Raw genomic sequence first — 24,592 nt, 5'->3', positions numbered from 1 at the left:
CTGGGCCAAGGATGGCCCATCGCGGCGGCCCACGCTCCAAAGCCGGAGTGAGGGCACACCGAGCCTAGGCGAGGTGCCGAGTGGTGGGGCGAAGGCCTTTTGGTTACTTTTGGGCCTTTCCAAAAGTGACCCGCTGTAAGAGCGGAACCATAAGTCGCCGTGACCACAGCAACGGATATGTACACCAACAGCCCCCTCACGAAACAACCTCCCCAACCACCAAACCATCCACCCACCACCGCGCCAACCCAACCACATTGGGCGCCTTGAGCAACGTAAAGTGATTCCCCCCGCCATACCAAACCTGCAACCCACTCCCCTGCTGCCGCCACCCCTCAACCATCAACCCCTGCTCCCGCTGATTCCCCGCCGCATCCAACGCCGGATCCTCAGCCAACACCAACCGCACAACCCCGTTAAATCGCACACCCGGCCGATACCGCGTACGCAACGCCGCCGCATAAGTCCGCGCCGGCCCATCCATCGCATCCACAGCCGACCGCCCAGGCAACAGACCAACGCCAACCATCCCTGCGTGTAACTGCCGCCGCTGCGCCACCTCATCCGCTCCTGCAAAATCCCCCAGATCAATCCCCAGCGACATACCCGCAGACAACTGCATCGCCTCAATCAACCGCACCAACGCCGCCGTCGTCGTATAAGGCCTAACGGCGCGCTCCGGAGACTCACTGTCAATCACCGTCAACGAAGCCACCTCCCGCCCCGCCGCCTGCAACCGCAACGCCATCTCCAGCGCAACCCAGCCGCCAAACGAATGCCCCACCAAATGCACCGCCCCCTGCGGACACTCCTGCTCCAACGCCTTCAAGTAACAAGTCGCCGCCACTTCCACCTGACTATGGGGCACCGCCTCACCGTCCAACCCACGCGGCTGCAAGCCAAATAACGGCCAATCCCGCCCCAGCGCTTCACTCAAGCCAATAAACCCGGTGACGCTGTCCCCCGCCCCCGGCACACAGAACACCGGCGCATACCCCGCCCGGCCACTCTGAATCCGCAGCAAGGGCTGATGCGGGGCCTGAACCTGCGGCGTGCACGTCACCAAGGCCTCAGCCATCGCCTGACCCAGCGCCTGGATATGCGGCGCCTGCATCATGCTCTGGTGATCCCCCGGCACCGCCACCTGGCGCAATTGCCCCGGCGCCAACACCTCATTCCAACCCAGTGTTTCACTGCGCCGCGACAACTCGGTCGGCCGCTCACTCGCGCTGAACAGATGCACCGCGATCGGCAACGGGAACAGGCTGTAATGCGCCAAAGCATGCCCGTGACCCACTTCCCGCTCGATATAGTTCAAGAGGTCCGCATCCGTCGCCGCTGCCATTTGCGCGTGCAGCACACCTTCATCGCGACAACGTTGCAGCAGGCCTGCAAAGTCCAGCTGTCCAACCTGCGCCTCCAACTGCCCAAGGCTCGCCAACTCATCCACACCTCCCTGTGTTTTCCAGTACGCCGTGCACTGCAACAACAAATGCCGCTTGAGCGCATCCGGCCCGCTCCAGCGCGCCTTGCCCTGGTCGGTCATGCGCGGCACGTAGCTGTCGATCAAACCGAGAAACGCCACCGGTTCATCCAGCCCCAGCAGTTGCATCGCCACTTCATAGGCCAGCACCCCGCCAAACGACCAACCGGCAACCCGGTAAGGCCCATGGGGCTGAATGCCTCGGATCAACCCGACCAGCCGCGCAGCCAGACCTTCCATCGTGTTCAGGTGCGGTTCGCCCAGCGCTACGCCCGGCAAGCCATAGATCGGATAATCACCCGGCAGATGCTGGCCGAGCGCCGGGAAATACACGTCCATGCCGCTGAATTCGTGGACCAGGAACAACGGCGCTTGCGAACCACCGCTGCGTACCTTGATCACCGACGTGTCACGCACCGGCTCATCCGTACGCTGGCGCAGCATCGCGGCGACGGAGGCAACACTGGCATGCTGGAACAGCTCAGCCAGTGACACCTGCAACCCCGCTTCTTCCATCAGGTTGACCAGCCGGATCGCCAGCAATGAATGCCCGCCCAACTCGAAGAAACTGTCATGGCGACCAACCTGCTCCAGCTTCAGCACCTCGGTCCATAGCTGGGCCAGGGTGTGTTCCAGTCCATCGGCCGGTGCTTCAAACTCACGGCGGTTGAACGTGTCCAGGGCCGGCACCGGCAAGGCCTTGCGGTCGACCTTGCCGTTGGCGGTCAACGGCAGGTGATCCAGCGGTACAAAGGCCGACGGCACCATGTACTCCGGCAATTGGCTGTGCAGATAGGCGCGCACGCTGTCGAGGTCGACAGGCTGATCAGCCCAGGTGAAATAGGCCGCCAGCCGCTTGTCGCCCGGTGCATCTTCGCGAGCCAGCACCACCACGTCCTGGATACCGGCGTAGGTCGCCAGGCGCGCTTCGATCTCGCCCAATTCGATGCGGAAACCACGGATCTTCACCTGGTCGTCATTGCGCCCGATGCAGTCCAGCAGGCCGTCCGCCGTCCAACGGCCGAGGTCGCCGGTGCGGTACATCAAGGCCCCGTCAATCAAAGGGTCTCGCACAAACTTTTCAGCGGTCAGATCAGGTCGATTCAGATACCCCAAGGCCACGCCATCCCCGCCTATGCAGATTTCACCGGTCACGCCCACGGGCACTGGCTGAAGGTGCGCATCCAGCACATGAATCTGCGTGTTGGAAATCGGGCGGCCAATCGGCACGCTGTCGGCGTCCTCGGCCAGCGCGCGCACCTCATAGGTGGTGGCGTAGGTGGTGGTTTCGGTCGGCCCATAGCAATGCACCAGGCGCAACGCGGGCGCCTGGGCCAACAAGCTGCGGAAGGCGGCCGGGTCGGCACGCTCACCGCCGCACAGCAGGATGCGCAAGCCCGCCAGGGCCTGGGGAATCAGCTGCACATACTGGTTGAACAATGCCGTGGTGACAAACAGCACCGTTGCGTCCGCCAAAGCCACGCCGAAGGCCACAGGATCCAGCAAGGTGGCGTGGTCGATCACCTGCACCTGGCCGCCGTTGAGCAGCGGGCCCCACACATCCATGGTGCTGGCGTCGAACGCCGGGTTGGAGGCGAAGGCCACGCGGTCGCTGGCATTGAAGTCGGCGTAGCCGTTGTTGATCACCAGACGCGTGATGCCGCGATGGGGTACCAACACACCTTTGGGCGTGCCAGTGGAACCGGAGGTGTACATGATGTACGCCACACTGTCCGAGGACTGCGAGAGGTCCGGGTTGTGGCTGGGCTGCGGGTCGAGGGCCAAGGTGTCCAGGTCCAACCGCTGTACACCGTAGTCGACGGCCATATCGCTGCGGGTCAACAACCAGGCGGCGCCGCTGTCCTGCACCATGAAACCCTGGCGCTCGGCAGGCGCATTGATATCCAGCGGCACATAGGCGGCGGCGCATTTGAGCACGGCCAGTTGGCTGACCAACAGGTCCAGGCAGCGCGGCAGCAGGATCGCCACTTTATCGCCGGGACGCAACCCAAGGCCCAACAGGTGATGGGCCAGGCGATTGGCACGGATATTCAGCTCGCCATAACTCAGTGACTGCCCGCCATGCAGCGCCGCCAATGCGCCAGGACGCGCCTGGGCCTGGGCTTCGAACAGGCGTTGCACGGTGTGTTCACGCGGGAATGGTCGCGTGGTGGCGTTGAACTCCAGTAGTTGCTGGCATTCGGCAGCAGGCAGGATTGGCAAGTGGCTGATGCCCATCGCGCTGCCCTGCTCCAACGCCTGCACCACCTGTTCCACGGCAACCTGCAAGTAGCCGCACAACCGGCGCGCGCCCTGCCCCACGATTTTCAGGAAGAAACCGTCGCCCAGGTCATCCACGCTCACTGACAGGCCATAGTTGCTGCGTTCTTCAGCCTTGAGCATCCGAATGCCTTGCCACGCCTCGCTGGCAGCCTGCGGCGCACTGTGACGATAATTGAACAACGTGTCGAACAGCGGCGTCGCCGCCGGCACGCCGCTGCAACGCTGGGCCAACGCCAGCGGCGCCTGCTCATGGCTGAGCAATTGACTGAGACGTGCGTGGGTGGCCCGCAGCGCGTCGCGCACCGAGTGTTCACCCAGGTCGGCCCGCAGCGGCAAGGTATTGATAAACACCCCCATGGCCCGCTCGGCGCCTTCACCACCTTGCAAGCGGCCGAGCATCACGCTGCCGAACACCACGTTGTCGCGGCCCGAGACCTTGCCCAGCACCTGGGCCCAGGCCAGGTGCATCAGGCTGGCGGCGCTGACGCCGGATTGCCGCGCTTGGGTGCGCAGGCGTTGGCTCAAGTCCGCATCCAGTGGGTGTTGAATCTGCTCATTTTCGCCCAGGCGTTCGACCTGGGTCGGCTCATCGATATCACCGAGCATATCGCGGAAGAACGCTTCGTGATCCTCTGCACCGACGCGGGTCTGGGCCACATAGTTGCGGTACGGCACCGCCGCGCCCAAGGTGTGTTGAGTGCCCATGAGGAACGCCTGCATCTCCTGTTGCAGGATCTCCAGGGCGATGTGGTCCATCACCAGGTGGTGGAACAGCAACGAGGCACTGTGCGCATTGACCACCAGGCGCATCAATGGCGCTTGCACCAGATCAAGCCGTTCCGGCACCGCGCCGTGTTCGACGCGCAGCGACGCCTGGCGCCACACCACCTGCACCGGTTCTTCCAGGCCGTCCCAATGGAACGACGAACGCAGGATGTCATGGCGCTGGATCACCGCCTGCAAGGCCAGGGCAAACGCCTCCAGGCGCTGTGGGCTGTCGAATGTAAACTGCGCGCGCAGCACATAGTCGTCAGCACCCTGCACCGCACGATGGTGATACAGCATGCCGGCCTGCAACGGCGCCAGCGGGTAGATGTCCTGCACGTTCGCCGCGCCGCCCGGAATGCAAGCGACGATACGCTCGATGGCCGGCGGGTCCAGTTGGATCAACGGCAACATATCCGGGGTGATCAAGGTGCAATCAGGCGCGATGCGATTGGCCGGCACCGCCACTTCCCGACCGCCACCCAACGCCGCCGCCAAGGCCGACAAGGTCGGCTGGCCGAACAACACCTTCACATCCGCCGACAACCCGAGGCGGCGCATGCGCCCCATCAGGCTCACCGCGAGCAGCGAGTGCCCGCCCAATTCGAAGAAGTTGTCGTGACGACCCACGCGCTCCACGTTGAGCAACTCGGCCCACAGGCTGGCCAAGGCGATTTCCGTGTCGCCCTGGGGCGCTTCGTATTCGCGTACCACCACCGACTCCAGGCCCGGCGCAGGCAAGGCCTTGCGGTCGAGCTTGCCGTTGGGGCTCAGGGGCAGGCTGTCGAGGTGCACAAAGATCGCCGGCACCATGAACTCCGGCAGGTGCTGCAACAGGTGCGCACGCAACCCGTCGATCTCGCTGAATGCCCCGGTGTAGTAAGCGATCAAACGATTGTCGCGGGCGATAACGGCCGCTTCGTTGACCGGCGGATAGTCGGTGAGGCGTGACTGGATTTCCCCCAGTTCAATGCGCAAGCCACGGATTTTCACCTGATCGTCATTGCGCCCCAGGTACTCAATCGTGCCGTCCGCCAGGTAGCGGCCCACGTCGCCGGTGCGGTACAGGCGACCGTCGGTGAACGGGTCCTTGAGGAAACGCTCGGCAGTCAATTCCGGCCGGTTCAGGTAACCCCGCGCCACTTGCACGCCGCCGATGAACAACTCGCCCACCACGCCCAAGGGCACCGGCTGCATCTGTGCATCCAGCACATACATGCGGGTGTTGGCGATCGGTTTGCCAATCGGCATGTTGTCCGGCGTCACCGGGCCGGCGCAGTTCCACGCGGTCACGTCGACGGCGGCTTCGGTCGGGCCATACAGGTTGTGCAATTCGCTGCCCGGCAACTGCTGCTTGAAGCGCCGCACCAAGCTGCCCGGCAAGGCTTCGCCGCTGCACATCACCCGCACCAGACCGGCCGCTTGGCTAACGTCGCCATGGGCCAGGAACACATCTAGCATCGACGGTACGAAGTGCAGCGTGGTGATCTGCTCAGCGGCGATCACCTCGCACAGATAGGCCGGGTCTTTATGCCCGCCAGGACGCGCCATCACCAGGCAAGCGCCAGTGAACAGCGGCCAGAAGAACTCCCACACCGACACGTCGAAACTGAATGGGGTTTTCTGCAACACCCGGTCATGGGCTTGCAGGCCGTAGGCGTCCTGCATCCACAACAGGCGGTTGACCACGCCGGGATGGTCGTTGATCACGCCCTTGGGTTTGCCGGTGGAGCCGGAGGTGTAGATCACATAAGCGCTGACGCCTTCTACACCGGGGTTGTCTTGACGTTGGTGCTGCCAGGTCGGCCGATCCAGATCGACCACCGGCACATCCCCCAGCAACCCGCGTGTCGCGCCCTGGGCCAACACCGCGACCGGCGCGCTGTCTTCCAACATGTAGGCGACACGCTCCAGCGGATACGCCGGGTCCAGCGGCACATAGGCCGCGCCGGCCTTGAGAATCGCGTACAGGCCGATGACCATCTCCAGGCCACGTTCCACACAGATCGCAACCCGTGAATCCGGCTGAACGCCGATTTCCAGCAGGTGATGCGCCAACTGGTTGGCCCGTGCGTTCAGCTCGGCATAGGTTAGTACCCGGTCATCAGCCTTGACGGCGACGGCATCCGGTGTCCGCGCCACCTGCGCTTCGAACATAGCGTGCACGGTCTGGTCGAGGTCGTAGGCCACCTCGGTGGCGTTGAAGTCGAACAGCAACTGCTGACGTTCGCGCGGATCCACCAGCGACACCTGTTCCAGCACCGCTTGATCGTTATCGACCATGGCCTGCAACACGCGGGTGAAATAGCCGACGTAACGCTGCACCGTCGACTCATCGAACAGCGCCACCGCGTACTCCAGCGCGCCGATGATCGTGCCCTGCACTTCGCTCAAGTCCAGGGACAGGTCGAACTTGGCAAAATGGCTGTTCTCGACGATGCCTTCCAGGGCCAGGTCGCCCAAGGCCAGGGTCGGCGCGCTGCTGTCCTGCCAGGTCAACAGCGTCTGGAACAACGGGCTGTGGGCCAGGCTGCGCGGCGGCCGGGTGATTTCCACCACCTGCTCGAACGGCAGGTCCTGATGGGCCTGGGCTTCCAACGCCAGGGCCTTGACCCGCGCCAGCAGCGCCTCGGTGCTCAGCTCGCCGGAGGTGTCGATGCGCACGGCCAAGGTGTTGACGAACAGGCCGATCAGCCCTTCCACCTCGCTGCGCGTGCGATTGGCGACGGGCGAGCCGATCACCACATCCTGTTGCCCGGACAGCCGCGCGAGCAGTGAGGCCCAGGCGCTCATCAAGGTCATGTACAAGGTGGTGCCGTGGCGTTGGCTCAAGGCCTTGAGCCCGGCGGTGAGGCGTTCGTCCAGGCGCACCTCGACACTGCTGCCGGCGTAGTCCTGTTGCGCCGGGCGCGGGCGGTCAGTGGGCAAGGTCAGCAAGGCCGGCGCACCGGCCAGCGCCTGCTGCCAATAGGTGCTCTGGCGATGCAGCACTTCGCCGCTCAGCCACAGGCGCTGCCACACGGCAAAGTCGCCGTACTGGATCGGCAGCGGCGGCAATGGGTCGGGCTGGCCGTGGCTGAACGCCTGGTACAGCGCCATCAGTTCGCGGGTGAGCACGCCCATGGACCAGCCATCGGAAACGATATGGTGCAGAGTCAGCAACAGCACATGGTGGTCGTCGGCCATGACCATCAGGCGCCCGCGCAGCAGCGGGCCACGTTCCAGGTCGAACGGCGCCGAGGCCTCGCCGTGGATCAACGCATCCAGCGCCTGCTGGGGTTGCGGGTGGCGACGCAGGTCCTGTACTTGCAGGAGCAGCACGTCCTCGGCGGGGACGATCAACACCTGGGCGTCATCACCGTGCTGGGCGAAGCGGCTGCGCAGGGTTTCGTGGCGCGCGACGATGCGTGCCAGCGCCCGTTGCAGCGCCTCGACATGCAACTGCCCACGCAAACGCAGGCCGATGGGGATGTTGTAGGCGGTGTTGGCGCCTTCCATCAGCGCCAGGAACCACAGGCGCTGCTGGGCAAAGGACAGCGGCACCTGCTCGTCACGATTGGCCGGCAGGATATCCGGCAAGGTGCTGCGGCCAGACCGGGCCAGCACCTCGGCAACGGCCGCCAGTTCGGCGTTGGCAAACAAATCGCCGAGCAGCAACTCGACACCGAGGCGCTGGCGGACCTGCGAGACCATGCGCATCGCCAGCAACGAGTGCCCGCCCAGTTCGAAGAAGTGATCACGGCGCCCGACGCGCTCCACATGCAGCACATCGGCCCAGATCTGCGCCAGCACGCTTTCAATTTCGCCTTCGGGTGCCGCGTACTCGCGGGTAAACACGGCGGCCATGTCCGGCGCCGGCAAGGCCTTGCGGTCAAGCTTGCCGTTGGCGGTCAGGGGCAGCGCGTCCAGCTTCACGTAGGCGACCGGCACCATGTAGTCCGGCAGGTGCGCTACCAGCTGGGCGCGGATATCGCCCACGGCCAATGGGTCGAGTTGGCGGTTTTCGGTGAAATACGCCACCAGCCGTTCTTCACGCACCAGCACCACCGCTTCCTGGATGCCTGCCACTTGGTTGAGCTGGGTTTCGATTTCGCCCAGTTCGATGCGCATGCCGCGAATTTTTACCTGGTCGTCGTTACGCCCCAGGTACTCGATGTTGCCATCCGGCAGCCAGCGCGCCAGGTCGCCGGTGCGGTACATGCGCCCAGTGTTGAAGGGATCTTGCAGGAAGCGTTCGGCGGTCAGTTCCGGGCGGTTCAGGTAACCCCGCGCCACGCCTTTGCCGCCCACGTACAACTCACCGGCCACGCCCAATGGGACGGGACGCTGGTGCTCATCGAGCAGGTAAACCGTGGCATTGGCGATGGGCTTGCCGATATGCAGCGGTTGGCCGGCCTCGACCTTGCCCGAAGTGGCAACCACGGTGGCCTCGGTCGGCCCGTAGTTGTTGATCAAGTCAAAGCGCTGCGCCCGGTTGTACTGGCGCAGGCGATCGCCACCGATCAGCAAGGTGCGCAGCGTCGGGTGCTCGATCTGCTGGCTGAAGGCGTACTCAGCCACCGGTGTGGGCAGGAAGCACACGTCCAACGGCTGCGCGCACCACCAGGCCAACAACGCGTCGATATCTTCGGTGCCGTCATGGGCCGGTGGCAGGTGCAGGGTCGCGCCTACACACAGCGCCGGCCAGACTTCCCAGGCCATCGCATCAAAGCCGAACCCGGCGACGCTGGCGGTGTGGCGCCCGGCGCACAGGTCGAAGGCGTTGCAGTGCCAGTCCACCAGGTTGGCCACGGTGTGATGCTCCACCATCACGCCTTTGGGCAGGCCGGTGGAGCCGGAGGTGTAGATCACATAGGCGAGGTGGGACGGGGTGACTGCCACCGTGGGGTTGCTCGCCGAATGGTGCTGCCAGGTGTAGCGGTCGAGGTTTATTACCGGCACTTCCAAGGCCGGCAAGCGTGCGAGCAAGGCGTGCTGGGTCAACACCGCCACCGGGGCGCTGTCGGTCAGCAGGTACGTGAGGCGCTCGGCCGGGTGCGACGGGTCCACCGGCACATAACAGGCGCCGGCCTTGAGGATCGCCAGCAAGCCGGCCAGGGTGTCCAGGCCCCGTCGGGCGACAATGGCGACACGGTCGTCCGGCTTGACCCCCAGCGCCAGCAGGTGATGGGCCAGCAGGTTGGCTTGCTGGTTGAGTTCGGCATAGGTCAGCTGACGGCCCGAATGCACGGCGGCAATCGCGTCCGGCGTGAGGGCGGCCTGGGCTTCGACGCGAGCGTGCAGCGTGGTGCCCTGGGGAAAATTCGCTTGCGTGGCGTTGAAGTGTTCCAGCAGCAAACGCAGTTCATCGGCAGGCAGCACCGAGACTTGGTTGAGCGCGGTGTGTGGCGCCTGTTCCAACGCGGTCACCAGGTTGTCCAGGGCGGTTTGCAGGTAAGCGCAGACACGCTGTGGATCGACCTGGGTGGTCGCCAGCAGGCGCAGGATGAACCCATCGCCCAGGTCATCCACGCTGAGGGTCAGCGGGTAGTTGGTGCGTTCATCCGAACGCAGCGTCTCGATGCCCTGCCACGCGGCCACGGCTTCGCTGCTGGTGCCGGTGCCGCTGTGGCGATAATTGAGCAATGCGCTGAACAACGGCGTCGGCGCCACCACCCCACTGCAACGTTGCGCCAGCGCCAGGGGCGCGTGTTCGTGGCGCAGCAGCGCGGTGAGGCGCGTGTGGGTGGCCTTGACTGCGCTGCGCAGGTCGCCGCCGCCCACGTCCACACGGAATGGCAAGGTATTGATGAAAATCCCCAAGGCACGGTCCGTGGCATGTCCACCTTGCATACGGCCCATCAGCACGGTGCCAAACACCACTTGGGATTTGCCGGCCAGCACGCTCAGCACCTGGGCCCAGCCTAGGTGGAACAGGCTGGCAACGCTGACGCCCAGCGATCGAGCCTGGGCGCGCAGGCGCTGGTTGAGCGCGTCCGACAGCGGCCAATCTAGTTCATTGATGTCACGCCCATCGCCCTGCACATCCTGCAAGCCGAAGGGCAAGGTCGGCTCGACCACATCGCCAAGCATCTGCTGGAAAAACGCCTCATGCTGTTGCTCGCTGACACCCAGCCGCGCCTGCGCCACGTAGTTGCGAAACGGCACGGCGTGACTCAATTGCCCGGCGTGGCCTTGCAGGAACGCCTGCATTTCATGGCGCACCACTTCCAGGGCGCTGTGGTCCAGGGCCATGTGATGGAACAGCAGCATCGCAACGATGCGCCCCTGCGCCGGATCCTTCGCCCAGGCCAGGCGCAGCAGCGGCGCCTGGGTCACGTCCAGCCGGTAATGGCGGGCATCAAAGCGCGCGTGCAGTTGGGCAGCAATATCACCGTCGGCCGGGTCGAGTTCCAGCGCCTGCACCGGCAGCTGCGCGCTGCGCCAGACCACTTGCGACGGCTGTTGCAATCCGTCCCAGACTACGCCAGTGCGCAGGATGTCGTGACGGTCGATCACCCCCTGAAGGGCCAGGGCAAACGCCTCGAAACGCTCGACACTGTCGAAGGCGAATTGCGACTGCATCACATAGGGGTCGCCCTGCTCGGTGCTGACGTGGTGAAACAGAATGCCTTCCTGCAGCGGCGCCAGCGGGTAGATGTCCTGGATATTCGCCACGCCACCGTCGACCGTGGCGACGATACGGTCGATCTCATCCTGGCTCAGCTCGGACAGGGTCAACATGGCCGGCGTGATCCGTTCGGCATTGGCCGGGATGCCATTGGCCGGCACCTCGTTGGCGGCCGAATACTCGCCGGCCTTGATCAGTGCGATCAGCGCCGGCTTGTGTTCACGCAAGGCGGCGAGGATCACCGGGTCGCTCAGCGCTTGCTTGTTGCCTTGCACCGACAACTGCTCGCCCTTGAGCGCGAGTTGCACGTCCTTGGTTTTCAGCGTCGCCAGCAGTTCGAGAATGCTCACAGGACGATCTCCATTCGTTCAGTCATCGCGGCGTAGCCAGCCAGGGTCGGCTGTTCGAACAACGCACGCACATCGGCTTCCATGCCTTCCTGGCGCAAGCGCCCGATCAAGCTCACGGCGAGCAGCGAGTGCCCGCCCAGTTCAAAGAAATTGTCCTGGCGCCCTACCCGCTCCACGTTGAGCAGCTCGGCCCAGAGTTGCGCCAGGAGGATTTCGGTGTCGCCCACCGGGGCTTCGTACTCGCGCACGGTCAGGGCTTCGCTGCCCGGCGCCGGCAAGGCCTTGCGGTCGAGCTTGCCATTGGGGCTCAGCGGCAACGCGTCGAGGTGCACGAACAGCGCGGGCACCATGAAATCCGGTAGGTGGTGCAGCAGGTGTTCGCGCAGGTCCGTTGCCCGAACGCCGGTGTAGTAGGCGACGAGCCGGTCATCGCGAGCCAGCACGGCGGCCTCGTTGACCTGCGGATGTTCCAGCAGGCGTGCCTGGATCTCGCCGAGTTCGATACGCAGGCCACGGATCTTCACCTGGTCGTCGTTGCGGCCCAGGTACTCGATTGTGCCGTCAGGCAGGTAGCGCCCCAGGTCGCCGGTGCGGTACAGGCGGCCGTCGGTGAACGGGTCCTTGAGGAAACGTTCGGCGGTCAATTCCGGCCGGTTCAGGTAACCGCGTGCCACTTGCACACCACCGATGAACAACTCGCCTACTACGCCCAGAGGCACTGGCTGCAGCTGTGCATCGAGCACATACATCCGGGTGTTGGCGATGGGTTTGCCAATCGGCGTGTTGTCCGGCATGTCCGGGCGCGCACAGTTCCAGGCGGTCACGTCCACCGCCGCTTCGGTCGGACCGTACAGGTTGTACAGGCCGATGCCCGGCAACTGCTGCTTGAAGCGCCGCACCAGGCTGCCCGGCAGGGCTTCGCCGCTGCACATCACCCGTTGCAGACCCGCCGCCTGGCTGACATCACCATGGGCCAGGAACACATCGAGCATCGACGGCACAAAGTGCAACGTGGTGATCTGTTCGTTCGCGATCACCTCGCACAGATAGGCCGGGTCTTTATGCCCACCAGGACGCGCCATCACCAGGCACGCTCCAGTGAACAGCGGCCAGAAGAACTCCCACACCGACACGTCGAAGCTGAACGGGGTTTTCTGCAACACCCGGTCGTGGGCCTTGAGGCCGTAGGCGTCCTGCATCCACAACAGGCGGTTGACCACGCCGGGGTGGTCGTTGATCACGCCCTTGGGCTGGCCGGTGGAACCGGAGGTGTAGATCACATAGGCGCTGAGGGCCTGCACCTGTGGGTTGTCAATGGATTGGTGTTGCCAGGTCGGACGGTCCAGATCGATCACCGGCGCGTTGCCCAGCAACCCACGCGTACTGCCTTGGGCCAGCACCGCGACAGGCGCGCTGTCTTCCAGCATGTAGGCGATACGTTCCAGCGGATACGCCGGGTCCAGCGGCACATAGGCGGCACCCGCCTTGAGGATCGCGTACAGGCCGACCACCATGTCCAGGCCCCGCTCCACGCAAATCGCCACCCGCGAATCGGCTTGCACGCCCCTGTCTATGAGGTGATGCGCCAGTTGGTTGGCCTGCGCGTTCAGTTCGGCGTAGGTCAATACCAGCTCACCTGCCTTGACGGCGATGGCGTCCGGTGTGCGCGTCACTTGCGCTTCAAATAGGCCGTGCAAGGTCTGGTCGAGGTCATAGGCGACCTCAGTGGCGTTGAAACCCGACAGCAGTTGCTGACGTTCCTGAGCCTCCAGCACCGGCAGGCGATTGACCGCCAGCTGCGGCGCCTGCTCCAGCGCGTCGACCAGCCCTTGCAAGGTCACCTGCAGATAACCGCAGAGGCGTTGCGCGCCAATCGACTTCGCGGTCATGGCAGTGAGACGGAAGCCGTCGCCCTGGTCGTCCACGTTCAGCGTCAACGGGTAGTTGGTGCGCTCCTCGCTGGCCAGGGTCTGGATGCCTTCCCAGGCCTGGGAGACTGGCGCCTGCTGGCTGTCGCTGTGGCGATAGTTGAGCATGGCGCTGAACAACGGCTGCGGCGCGGCGACACCGCTGCAACGCTGAGCCAGGGCAAGGGACGCGTGTTCATGCCCGAGCAGTGCAGTCAATCGCGCGTGGGTCTGCTTGACCGCCACGCGCACGCCGCTGCCATCGATGTCCACGCGCAGCGGCAAGGTGTTGATAAACATGCCCAGCGCGCGGTCACTTCCTTTACCGCCTTGCATGCGCCCCAGCAACACGGTGCCGAACACCACGTTTTCCTGGCCGGAGGTGCTGGCGAGCACCCGCGCCCACGCCAGGTGGAACAGGCTGGCGGCGCTCACGCCGAGCAAGCGCGCCTGGGTCCGCAGGCGCTGGTTGAGAGTTGGGGCCAGGTTCAGCTGGACCTCTTCGATAGCATTACCGTCGCCGCGCACATCCTGCAGGCCGAATGGCAAGGTCGGTTCGTTGATATCGCTGAGCATCCCACGGAAGAACTGTTCGTGTTCCTCTTCACTGACACCCAACCGCGCCTGGGCCACGTAGTTACGGTACGGCGTGGCGTCGCCGGCAGGTTGTGGCTGCCCGAGCAGGCTGGCCTGCATCTCGTGGCGCACACCGTCGAGGGCGGTGTGGTCGAGGGCAATGTGGTGGAACAACAGGATCGCGACCACGCGCTGATTGGCCGGGTCCGGCGCGTACACCAGGCGTATCAGCGGCGCCTGATTCATCGGCACACGGTACTGGCGCGGGTCGAAGCGCTGGTGCAGTTGGTCGATCACGTCCGCCTGCACCTGCAAGCGGGCCTTGCGCCACACCACTTGGAGCGGCTGGGCCAGGCCTTCCCAGACCACGGCGGTGCGCAGGATGTCGTGACGGTCGATCACCTGTTGCAGCGCCTGGGCGAAGGCATTCAAGCGGTCGAGGCTGTCGAACGCCAGGTGCGATTGCAGCAGGTAAGGGTCGCCCTGCCCTGCGCTGATGTGGTGGTAGAGAATGCCCTCCTGCAACGGCGCCAGCGGATAGATATCCTGCACATTGGCGGCGCCACCGGGCACCTGGGCAACGACGTGGTCGATGGTCGATTGGTCGAGTTGCACCAGGGACAACAGGTCCGGGGTGATACGTTGACAACCCGCCGGAATGCGATTGTCCGGCACCGACACATCGCGCCCACTGCCCACGGCAGCCGCCAGCGCGGCCAGGGTCGGCTGGCTGAACAGCACGCGCACATCGGCACTCAGGCCGACCTGGCGCATGCGTTCGATCAGGCTGACGGCCAGCAACGAATGGCCGCCCAGCTCGAAGAAATGGTCATGGCGCCCGACCTGCTCCACTTGCAGAACCTCGGCCCAAATACGCGCCAGGGTGCTCTCAACCTCGCCTTGGGGTGCTTCATAATCGCGCGTCAGCAACGCCGCCTGATCCGGTTCCGGCAACGCCTTGCGGTCGAGCTTGCCGTTGGCGGTCAGAGGCAAGGTATGCAGCTTCACATAGGCGACCGGCACCAGGGCATCCGGCAATTGGGCTTGCAGTTGCGCGCGTAGGGTGTCGATATCCAACGGTTGCTGTTCGGTGAACCAGGCAATCAAGCGCCCTTCGCGCACCAGCACCACCGCCTCAGCGACGCCGTCCAGTGCGGCCAGGCGGCTTTCGATTTCACCCAGCTCAACCCGCACGCCACGCACTTTGACCTGGTCATCGTTACGCCCCAGGTACTCGATATTGCCATCCGGCAACCAGCGCGCCAGGTCGCCGGTGCGGTACATGCGGCCCTCGTTGAACGGGTCTTGCAGGAAGCGTTCGGCGCTAAGGTCCGGACGGTTCAGGTAACCGCGCGCCACGCCGCTGCCGCCCACATACAACTCGCCCGCCACACCCACCGGCACCGGACGCAAGTGCGCGTCCAGCAGGTAGACGCTGGCATTGGCGATGGGCCGGCCGATATGCAGCACCTGCCCGGCGCGTACGCGGCCGGAGGTGGCAACTACCGTGGCTTCGGTGGGGCCGTAGTTGTTGATCACTGCAAAGCGGCGTTCCTGAGTGAACTGGCGCAGGCGATCACCGCCAATCAGTAGAATGCGCAACGTGGGGTGTTGCAGGTTCTGGCTGAAGGCGTATTCGGCCACAGGCGTTGGCAGGAAGCTGACGTCCAACGGTTGCGCCAGCCACCAGGCGAGCAGCGCATCGATGTTTTCATTGCCTATATCGGCCGGTGGCAGATGCAGGGTGGCACCCACGCACAGCGCCGGCCAGACCTCCCAGGCCATTGCATCAAAACCAAAACCGGCGACGCTGCTGGTGTGGCCCGTCGCAGCCAGGCCAAAGGCCTCGCAGTGCCAGTGCACCAGGTTTTCCACGGTGCGGTGTTCCACCATCACACCTTTGGGCTGGCCGGTGGAGCCGGAGGTGTAGATGACGTAAGCCAGGTGCGCCGGGGTCAACGCGCTGAGTTGCGGGTTGCTGACGGCCTGCTGCTGCAAGCGCGGATCGTGCAGGTCGAGGGTGGCAACCGCGCCCAACAGGTCGCGGGTACTGGCTTCGGCCAACACCGCCACGGGGGCGCTGTCTTGCAGCAAGTAAGCGATGCGCTCGGCGGGATACGCCGGGTCGACAGGCACGTAGCCGGCACCGGCCTTGAGGATGCCCAGCAAGCCCACCAGCATCTGCGGGCCGCGACGGCAGCACAGGGCGACGCGATCGTCGGGCTGTACGCCCTGTTGCAACAGATGATGGGCCAACTGGTTGGCGCGAATATTGAGCTGCTGGTAGGTCAGCGATTCGCCGTCTTGCACCACGGCAATGGCGTGAGGTTGGCGCTCGGCCTGGACCTCGAATGCCCCATGCACCGTGTGGCCCTTAGGGAAATCGCTGGCGGTGGCATTGAACTCGCGCAGCAGGGTTTCACGCTCCGCTGTCGGTAGGATCGGTAGCTGGGTCAGCACAGTCTTCGGTGCGTTTTCCAGCGTCTCGACCAACTGTTCGACAGCGTTATGCATATAGGCACACATGCGCTGGGCACCGATCTGCGGCAGTGCCAAGACGGTCAGGCCGAAGCCTTCGCCCAGGTCATCCACGCTCAAGGTCAGCGGGTAGTTGCTGCGTTCCTCACCACCGAGCAGTTGCACCCCTTCCCAGATACCGTGCCCGTCGCGAGCCATTTCGCCAGGCGTGTTGTGGCGGTAGTTGAGCAAGGCACTGAACAGCGGCGAGGCATTCGCCACGCCACTGCAACGCTGGGCCAGCGCCAGGGACGCGTGTTCATGGCCGAGCAAAGCGCTCAAGCGCCCATGGGTCGCCTTGACCGCAACCGCCGCCGGCGCGGCTACATTGACCCGCAGCGGCAAGGTGTTGATGAACATGCCCAGCGCACGGTCCGCACCGTCACCGGCCTGCATGCGGCCCATCAATACGGTGCCGAACACCACGTCGTCACGCCCGGACACCAGGCCCAGTACCTGCGCCCAGGCCAGGTGCATCAGGCTTGCCGCGCTGACGCCCAACTGCCGCGCCTGTTCGCGCACGCGCTGGGCCAGCACGGCATCCACCGGCCATTCGGCTTCTTCGATCTCACGCCCATCGCCCTGCACGTCTTGCACGCCGAACGGCAAGGTCGGCTCATCCACGTCAGCAAGCATGTCGCGGAAGAAAGCTTCGTGTTCCTCCACGCTGACACCCAGGCGCGCCTGGGCCACGTAGTTGCGGAACGGTGCCGCCTCGGGCAAGTCCTGCGCCGGGTTGAACAGGAACGTGCGCATCTCCTGGCCCACCACTTCCATGGCGGTGTGGTCCAGCGCCAGGTGGTGGAACAACAGGATCGCCGCGACGCGGTTATGCTGCGGATCCTGGGCGTAAACCATGCGCAGCAGCGGCGCCTGGGTGATGTCCAGGCGGTAATGGCGGGCATCGAAGCGCGCGTGCAATTGTTCGATGATGCCGCCGTCTGCCGGGTCCAGATCGACCTCTTGGACCACCAACTGCGCCTCACGCCAAACCACCTGTACCGGGCTGTCCAGCCCTTCCCAGACCACGCCGGTACGTAAGATGTCATGGCGGGCCACCACCTTTTGCAATGCGCCCATGAACGCGTGCAGGCGCTCGATACTGTCGAATGCCATGCGCGATTGAAGCAGGTACGGATCACCCTGCTCGGCACTGATGTGGTGGTAAAGAATGCCTTCCTGCAGCGGCGCCAGTGGGTAGATATCCTGCACGTTCGCCGCACCGCCCGGCACGTTCGCGACGATACGCGTAATAGCCGTCGGGTCGAGCTGTACCAGCGTGAGCATGGACGGCGTGATCTGGGTGCAACCCGCTGGAATGCCGTTGGCCGGCACCACGACTTCCCGGCCACTGCCCACGGCCGCGGCCAGCGCCGCCAGGCTTGGCTGGCTGAACAACACACGTACGTCGCAGCTCAGGCCGACCTGGCGCATGCGCTCGATCAGGCTGACCGCCAGTAATGAATGCCCGCCCAACTCAAAGAAGTGATCGTGACGGCCCACGCGGTCGAGCTTGAGCACGTCCTGCCAGATCTGCGCCAGCTGGGTTTCCACTTCGCCTTCCGGCGCTTCGAAGCCACGGCTGAGCAGCGCACTCTGGTCCGGCACCGGCAGGCCCTTGCGGTCGAGCTTGCCGTTGGCGGTCAGCGGTAGCAGCTCCAGCCACACATAGGCCGACGGCACCATGTAATCCGGCAGGTGGCCTTGCAGGTGGGCGCGCAGTGTTTCGATGTTCAATGGTTCACTGGCGGTGTAGTAGGCCACCAGGCGTTTGTCGCCGGGCTCGTCTTCACGGGCCAAGACCACAGCGTCTTTTACGCCAGGGAAGCTGGCCAGGCAGGTTTCGATCTCGCCGGGTTCAATCCGGAAACCACGGATCTTCACCTGCAGGTCATTGCGCCCCTGGTACAGCAAGGTGCCGTCGACCTGCCAGCAGGCCAGGTCACCGGTGCGGTACAGCAGGCCTTCACCAAACGGGTTCGGGATGAATCTTTCGGCGGTCAGTTGCGGCTGGTTCAGATACCCCTTGGCCACGCCCGCACCGCCGATGTACAGCTCGCCCACCACGCCCAACGGCACGGGTTGCTGGCGCGGGTCGAGCACGTAGGCCTGGGCATTCGCTATCGGCCGGCCGATGGGAATGCCGCCCTCGCCCACCGAGGTGATCTCGAAGGTGGTGGAAAAGGTGGTGGCTTCGGTGGGGCCATAGCCGTTGAGCAGGTGTTGAGGTTTACCGTGTTCAAGTACACGGCCAATCACCTGCGGGTCGAGCACATCGCCGCCAACGATCAGGTAGCGCAACTGGCGGAACACCGACATCAGCGCGTCGGCGTACTGGTGGAACAGCCCGGCGGTCATCCACAACACGCTGACGGATTGCTCCTGCAATAACGACGCAAACGCCGCCTGGGACAACAGCACGCCATGCTCGACCACCACCACGCAGCCGCCATTGAGCAACGGTGCCCACACGTCGAGGGTGCTGGCATCGAACGCCGGATTGGAGGCGAACGCCACGCGGTCGCGCGCGTTGAATTCGGCGTAACCGTTGTTGAGCACCAGGCGCGAAATGGCGCGGTGCGGCACTTGCACGCCTTTGGGCGCCCCGGTGGAGCCGGAGGTGTAGAGGATGTAGGCGACGCTTTCGGCGGACTGCGGCAGTTCAGGGTTACGCGGCGACTGGGCGTCCAGGTTCAGGTCGGCCAGGTTGTTGAGCACCCGGTGCGCACCACTGTCCTGCACGATAAACGCTTGGCGCTCGACCGGCGCGTTGACGTCCAGCGGCACATACACCGCGCCGCACTTGAGGATCGCCAGCTGGCAGATCAGCAGATCGAGGGAACGCGGCAGGGCAATCGCCACGCTTTCGCCCGGCTGCACGCCCTGGCTCAGCAAGTGATGGGCCAGGCGGTTGGCATGCCGGTTAAGATCGCGGTAGCTCAAGGACAGCTGGCCATGCACGGCCGCCACGGCTTCCGGACGGGCCAGCGCCTGGGCTTCGAACAGCTGGTGCACGGTGAGCTGGGACGGGTATTCACGGGCCGTGGCGTTGAAGTCCATCAGCAATTGGTGACGCTCGGCGGCTGGCAGGATAGAGACTGCCTGCAACGGCGTGGTCGGCGCCTGCTGCAACGCGGTCACCAGGTGGCCCAACGCGGTGAGCATGTATTCACCCACGCGTTGTACATCGAGGGTCGCGACACCCTGTACGGTGAGCGCGAAGCCCGTGCCCAAGTCATCGACGTTGAGCACCAGCGGGTAGTTGCTGCGTTCTTCGGAGCTGAGAATCTGGATACCGGAGGCGGCGAACGGGCTGTCCCCCGGCGCCTCCCCCGGTGCGCTGTGGCGGTAGTTGAGCAAGGTGCTGAACAGCGGCAGCGAACCCGGCACGCCGCTGCAACGCTGGGCCAGGGACAACGAGGCGTGCTCATGCCCGAGCAATTGCGCCAGGTGTGCATGGGTGGCGCGCACGCCGGCTTGCACGCCGACCGTGCCGAGGCTGACCCGCAGCGGCAAGGTATTGATGAACATGCCCAACGCGCGGTCGGCGCCCTCGCCGCCCTGCATCCGGCCGAGCAACACAGTGCCGAACACCACGTCCTGCTGGCCGGACACCTGCCCCAGCACTTGGGCCCAGGCCAAATGCACCAGGCTGGCGGTACTCACCCCCAGTTGCCGTGCCTGTTCACGCAAGCCCAGGCTGAGCGCCGGCTCCAGCGGCAGGTGGGCGTCGAGGATGCCACTGCCGTCACCATTCACGTCCTGCAGGCCGAAGGCCAGGGTCGGCTCATCGATATCGCCGAGCATTTCGCTGAAGAAGGCTTCGTGCTGGGCCTGGCTGACCCCAAGTCGCGCCTGGGCCACGTAATTGCGGTACTGCACGGCGTCCGGTAGTTGTGCGCTGTTGCCGGACAGGCTGGCGCTCATTTCGTCCACCAGCACCTGCAACGCGGTGTGGTCCAGCAGGATATGGTGCAACAGCAAGATGCCGACAAAACGGCCTTGCTCTTCTGAGTAGGCGAAGCGCATCAGTGACGCGCGGGTCAGGTCGAGGCGGAAGTGACGCGGGTCGAAGCGTTGCTGCAATTGGGCAAGCGACTCGTCGCTACGCTCAACGGCCAAGGTCGCCTGGCGTAAGACCACCTGCACCGGCTCGTTGAGGCCCTCCCAGAGAATCGCGGTGCGCAGGATATCGTTGCGTTCGATCACGCTGTGCAGTGCCTGGATGAACGCGTCCACCGCCAATTGGTCGTTGAAACTGAACTGCACCTGCAACACGTAGGGATCGCCCTCGGTGGTCGCCAGGTGATGGTAGAGAATGCCGGCCTGCAACGGCGCCAGGCCGTAGATGTCCTGCACGTTGCTGAGGCTACCGGGTACGCTCTGGATGATGTGGTCGAGCGCCGCCTGATCCAGTTCCACCAACGGCACCATGTCCGGGGTGATGTGCTGGCTGGCCTGGGTGATCAGGTTGGCCGGGACCTGCACCTCCTGTTGCCCACCGACGGCGGCGGCGAGTGCCGCCAGGGTCGGTTGGCCGAACAGCACGCGCACATCGGCGCTGAGGTCGACCTGGCGCATGCGTTCGATCAGCTTGACGGCCAACAGCGAATGGCCACCCAGTTCGAAGAAGTTGTCGTCACGGCCGACCTGGTCGAGCTTGAGCAGGTCTTGCCAGATCGTGGCGATGGCGGTTTCCACCGCGCCTTGTGGCGCCGTGTAACCGCGACGGGCCAGGGCGTCGGCATCCGGCGCGGGGAGTGCCTTGCGGTCGAGCTTGCCGTTGGTGGTCAGCGGGAATTTATCCAGCTGCACAAAGGCGCTGGGCACCATATGCTCGGCCAGACTCTGCAGCAGATGGTCGCGCAGGTCGGCTGCCTGTAGTTCGCCCTCGGCAATCACGTAGGCCACCAGGCGCTTGTCGCCCGGTTCGTCCTCACGGGCGATGACCACCGCGTCACGCACACCAGGGGCCGTGGCCAGGCGCGCTTCGATCTCGCCCAATTCGATGCGGAAACCGCGGATCTTCACCTGGTCATCGTTGCGCCCCAGGTATTCGACGCTGCCGTCGGCCAGCAGGCGGCCGAGGTCGCCGGTCTTGTACAGGCGCTGGCCGGTGGCGGGGTCGGCCAGGAAACGCTCGGCGGTCAGCGCCTCACGGTTGAGGTAACCGCGCGCCACCCCGGCGCCGCCGACGTATAACTCACCGACCACCCCCAACGGCAGCGGCTCGCGACGCGCATCCAGCACGTACAGCTGCAAGTCGGGAATACGCACGCCAATCGGGCTGACGCCAACTAATTGCGCATCCGCCGCTTCAAGGGCGCGATAGGTCACATGCACGGTGGTTTCGGTGATGCCATACATGTTCACCAGTTGCGTCCCGGCGTTGATCGCCCGGGCGTACCACGGCTTGAGCATGCCCGGTTCCAGCGCTTCGCCGCCAAAGATCACCTGGCGCAAGGAGTGGGATTGCGGGTTCTGGCTCTGTGCCGCGATCAGTTGGCGGAAGGCGCTCGGCGTCTGGTTGAGGATGCTCACACCCGCTTCGCACAGCAGCGAATAGCATTCATCCGGCGAACGGCTGACCAGTTGCGGCACGATCAGCAACTGGCCGCCGTGCATCAGCGCGCCCCAGATTTCCCACACCGAGAAATCGAAGGCGAACGAGTGGAACAACGCCCATACATCGTTGGCGTTGAAGCCGAACCAATGCTCGGTGGCCGTGAACAGGCGAGCCACCTGGCGGTGTTCGATCATCACGCCCTTGGGCTGGCCGGTGGAGCCGGAGGTGTAGATCACGTAGGCCAAATGGGCCGGGCTGACCCTGACCCGTGGGTTGACGAGGGACTCACCGCGCAAGCCATTCAGGTCGATCTGTGGCAGGTCGCCGACCAAGTGACGCGTGTTGGCTTGCACCAGCACCGCCACCGGCGTGCTGTCGGCCAGGGTGTAGGCAATGCGCTCCAACGGATAGGCCGGGTCGATCGGCACATAGCCGGCGCCCGCCTTGAGGATGCCGAGCAAGCCAATGATCATCTCCGGACCGCGCTCCACGCAGATCGCCACGCGGTCATCCGGGCAGATGCCTTGGGCCAGCAGGCGATGGGCAACCTGGTTGGCGCGCTCGTTCAGCTGGCGGTAGGTGAGGCGCTGGTTGTCGAAGCGCAAGGCGATGGCTTCGGGCTGGGCGGCGGCGTGGGTTTCGACTTGCTGATGGATCAGGGCGGTGTCGGCGTAGTGCGCGGGGCTTTGATTGAGGCTGTGCAGCAGGGTATGGCGTTCGGTGTCGGGCAGGATGTTCAGGCCGCTGAGCGGCATGTCCGGTCGTTGCTCCAGAGCGTCGGCCAGGCTTGCCAGGGCGGTGTGCAGGTACGTGGCAACCCGTTCGGCACCGATGGACGCGTCGACCATCACGGTCAGCGTGAAATCCTCCCCCAGGTCATCGACGTTGACGGTCAGCGGGTAGTTGGTGCGCTCCTCGGCGCCCAGCACGCGGATGCCCTCGGCGACCTCGATCACATCGGCCATGTCCGTGGCGGCGCTGTGGCGGTAGTTGAGCATGGCGCTGAACAGCGGCGTCGGCGCCGCCACGCTACTGCAACGCTGGGCCAGCGCGAGGGACGCATGTTCGTGGTTGAGCAAGGTCGTGAGGCGTTCATGGGTGGCCTTGACCCCGGCACGCACGCCCTGTTCGCCCACATCCGCACGCAAGGGCAAGGTGTTGATGAACATGCCCAGGGCCCGTTCACCGCCCTCGCCCGCGCCCATGCGGCCGAGCATCACAGTGCCGAACACCACTGCGTCACGCCCGGAAACCACGCCCAACACGCGGGCCAGCGCCAGGTGCATCATGCTCGCCACGCTGACGCCAAGGGGGCGTGCCAGAGCGCGCAGGCGGCGGCTCAGTGTGCCGTCGACGGGGATGCGTGCCTCGTCGATGCCCACGCCGTCACCCTGTACGTCCTGCAAGCCGAAAGGCAGCGTCGGCTCATCAATGTCCGCCAGCATCTCGCGGAAGAACGCCTCGTGGGCCTGCTCGCTGACGCCATGGCGTACCTGGGCGATGTAGCTGCGAAACGGCACCGGCTCACCGGCCTGGGCGTGCTCGCCGGCCAGGTACAGCTGGATTTCATGGCGCACCACGTCCAGGGCGGTGTGATCGAGGATGGTGTGATGGAACAACAGGGTCGCGGCCACTCGCCCAGTGTGCGAATCCTCGGCAAACACCAAGCGCAGCAACGGCGCCTGGCCCAGGTCCATGCGATAACTACGCGGATCGAAATCAACCGCCTCGCAAGACAGGCGAGCCTTGCGCCACACCACCTGCAACGGCTCGTCGAGACGTTCCCAGACCATGGAGGTGCGCAGGATATCGTGACGATCAATCACCCATTGCAGCGCTTCGGCAAACGCCTCCAGACGCCCACGGCTGTCGAACTCGAACTGCGCGTGCAGCACGTACGGATCGCCCTGCTCCGCCGACAGATGGTGGTACAGCATGCCTTCCTGGAGCGGCGCCAGTGGGTAGATATCCTGCACGTTCGCCGCGCCGCCGGGGATGGCCGCGACAATCCGGTCGATGGCGGCCTGGTCGAGGCTGACCAGGGGCAGCATGTCCGGGGTGATGCGGTAGGCCGGGCTCAGCCAGTCGCCGCCATGCTCGGCCACCAGTTGGAGCAGCCGGGGCTTGTGGGCGATCAATTGATCCCACAGCGCATCGTCCAGTGCTTCGTCATCGCCCAGGATGATCAGGTCGCCTTCTTCCAGTTGCAGACGGATCGCATGGGTGGAAATCGCTGCCAATAATTCGCTGAACTGCATGGGGTAACCTGCCTGATAAGTCACGGTGGAGAAGAAAGTCCGTTTTCAGCTGCCGCTTGAATCGGGTGCTGTGCGCCCCGCATCCAAAACGCGGGCGCAGCCGGGGGCCTGGAGAGGCTTCCGGCAGGCTTGGAAAATTAAGGGATTTGGCAGGCGGGGGGTGACATGGGAAGCGGGGACAAGGGGGGATTGGGTTGGTTCAATCTCGATTGGGGAACACCGCCTTCCTATAATGAGCGGGCTTGTTGTGGTGGTGAACGAGCTTTCTGTGGTGAGC

At 64.8% G+C, this 24,592-nt stretch carries 2 protein-coding genes; both read right to left on the bottom strand.

The window, feature by feature from the left end:
• Positions 1–196: 196 nt before the first annotated feature.
• The gene (locus OZ428_RS14010; RefSeq protein ID WP_269133776.1) at positions 197–11,491 is read right to left on the bottom strand and encodes a non-ribosomal peptide synthetase; all 11,295 of its coding nucleotides are present in this window, start codon (positions 11,489–11,491) and stop codon (positions 197–199) included.
• The gene (locus OZ428_RS14005) at positions 11,488–24,315 is read right to left on the bottom strand and encodes a non-ribosomal peptide synthetase (RefSeq protein ID WP_269133775.1); all 12,828 of its coding nucleotides are present in this window, start codon (positions 24,313–24,315) and stop codon (positions 11,488–11,490) included. Before OZ428_RS14005 ends, OZ428_RS14010 begins: the two co-directional genes overlap by 4 nt.
• Positions 24,316–24,592: the final 277 nt, after the last annotated feature.

It is taken from the genome of Pseudomonas sp. GXZC (assembly GCF_026967615.1).
Classification (GTDB): domain Bacteria; phylum Pseudomonadota; class Gammaproteobacteria; order Pseudomonadales; family Pseudomonadaceae; genus Aquipseudomonas; species Aquipseudomonas azotoformans_A.
This window is presented reverse-complemented; position numbering and strand designations above follow the sequence as displayed.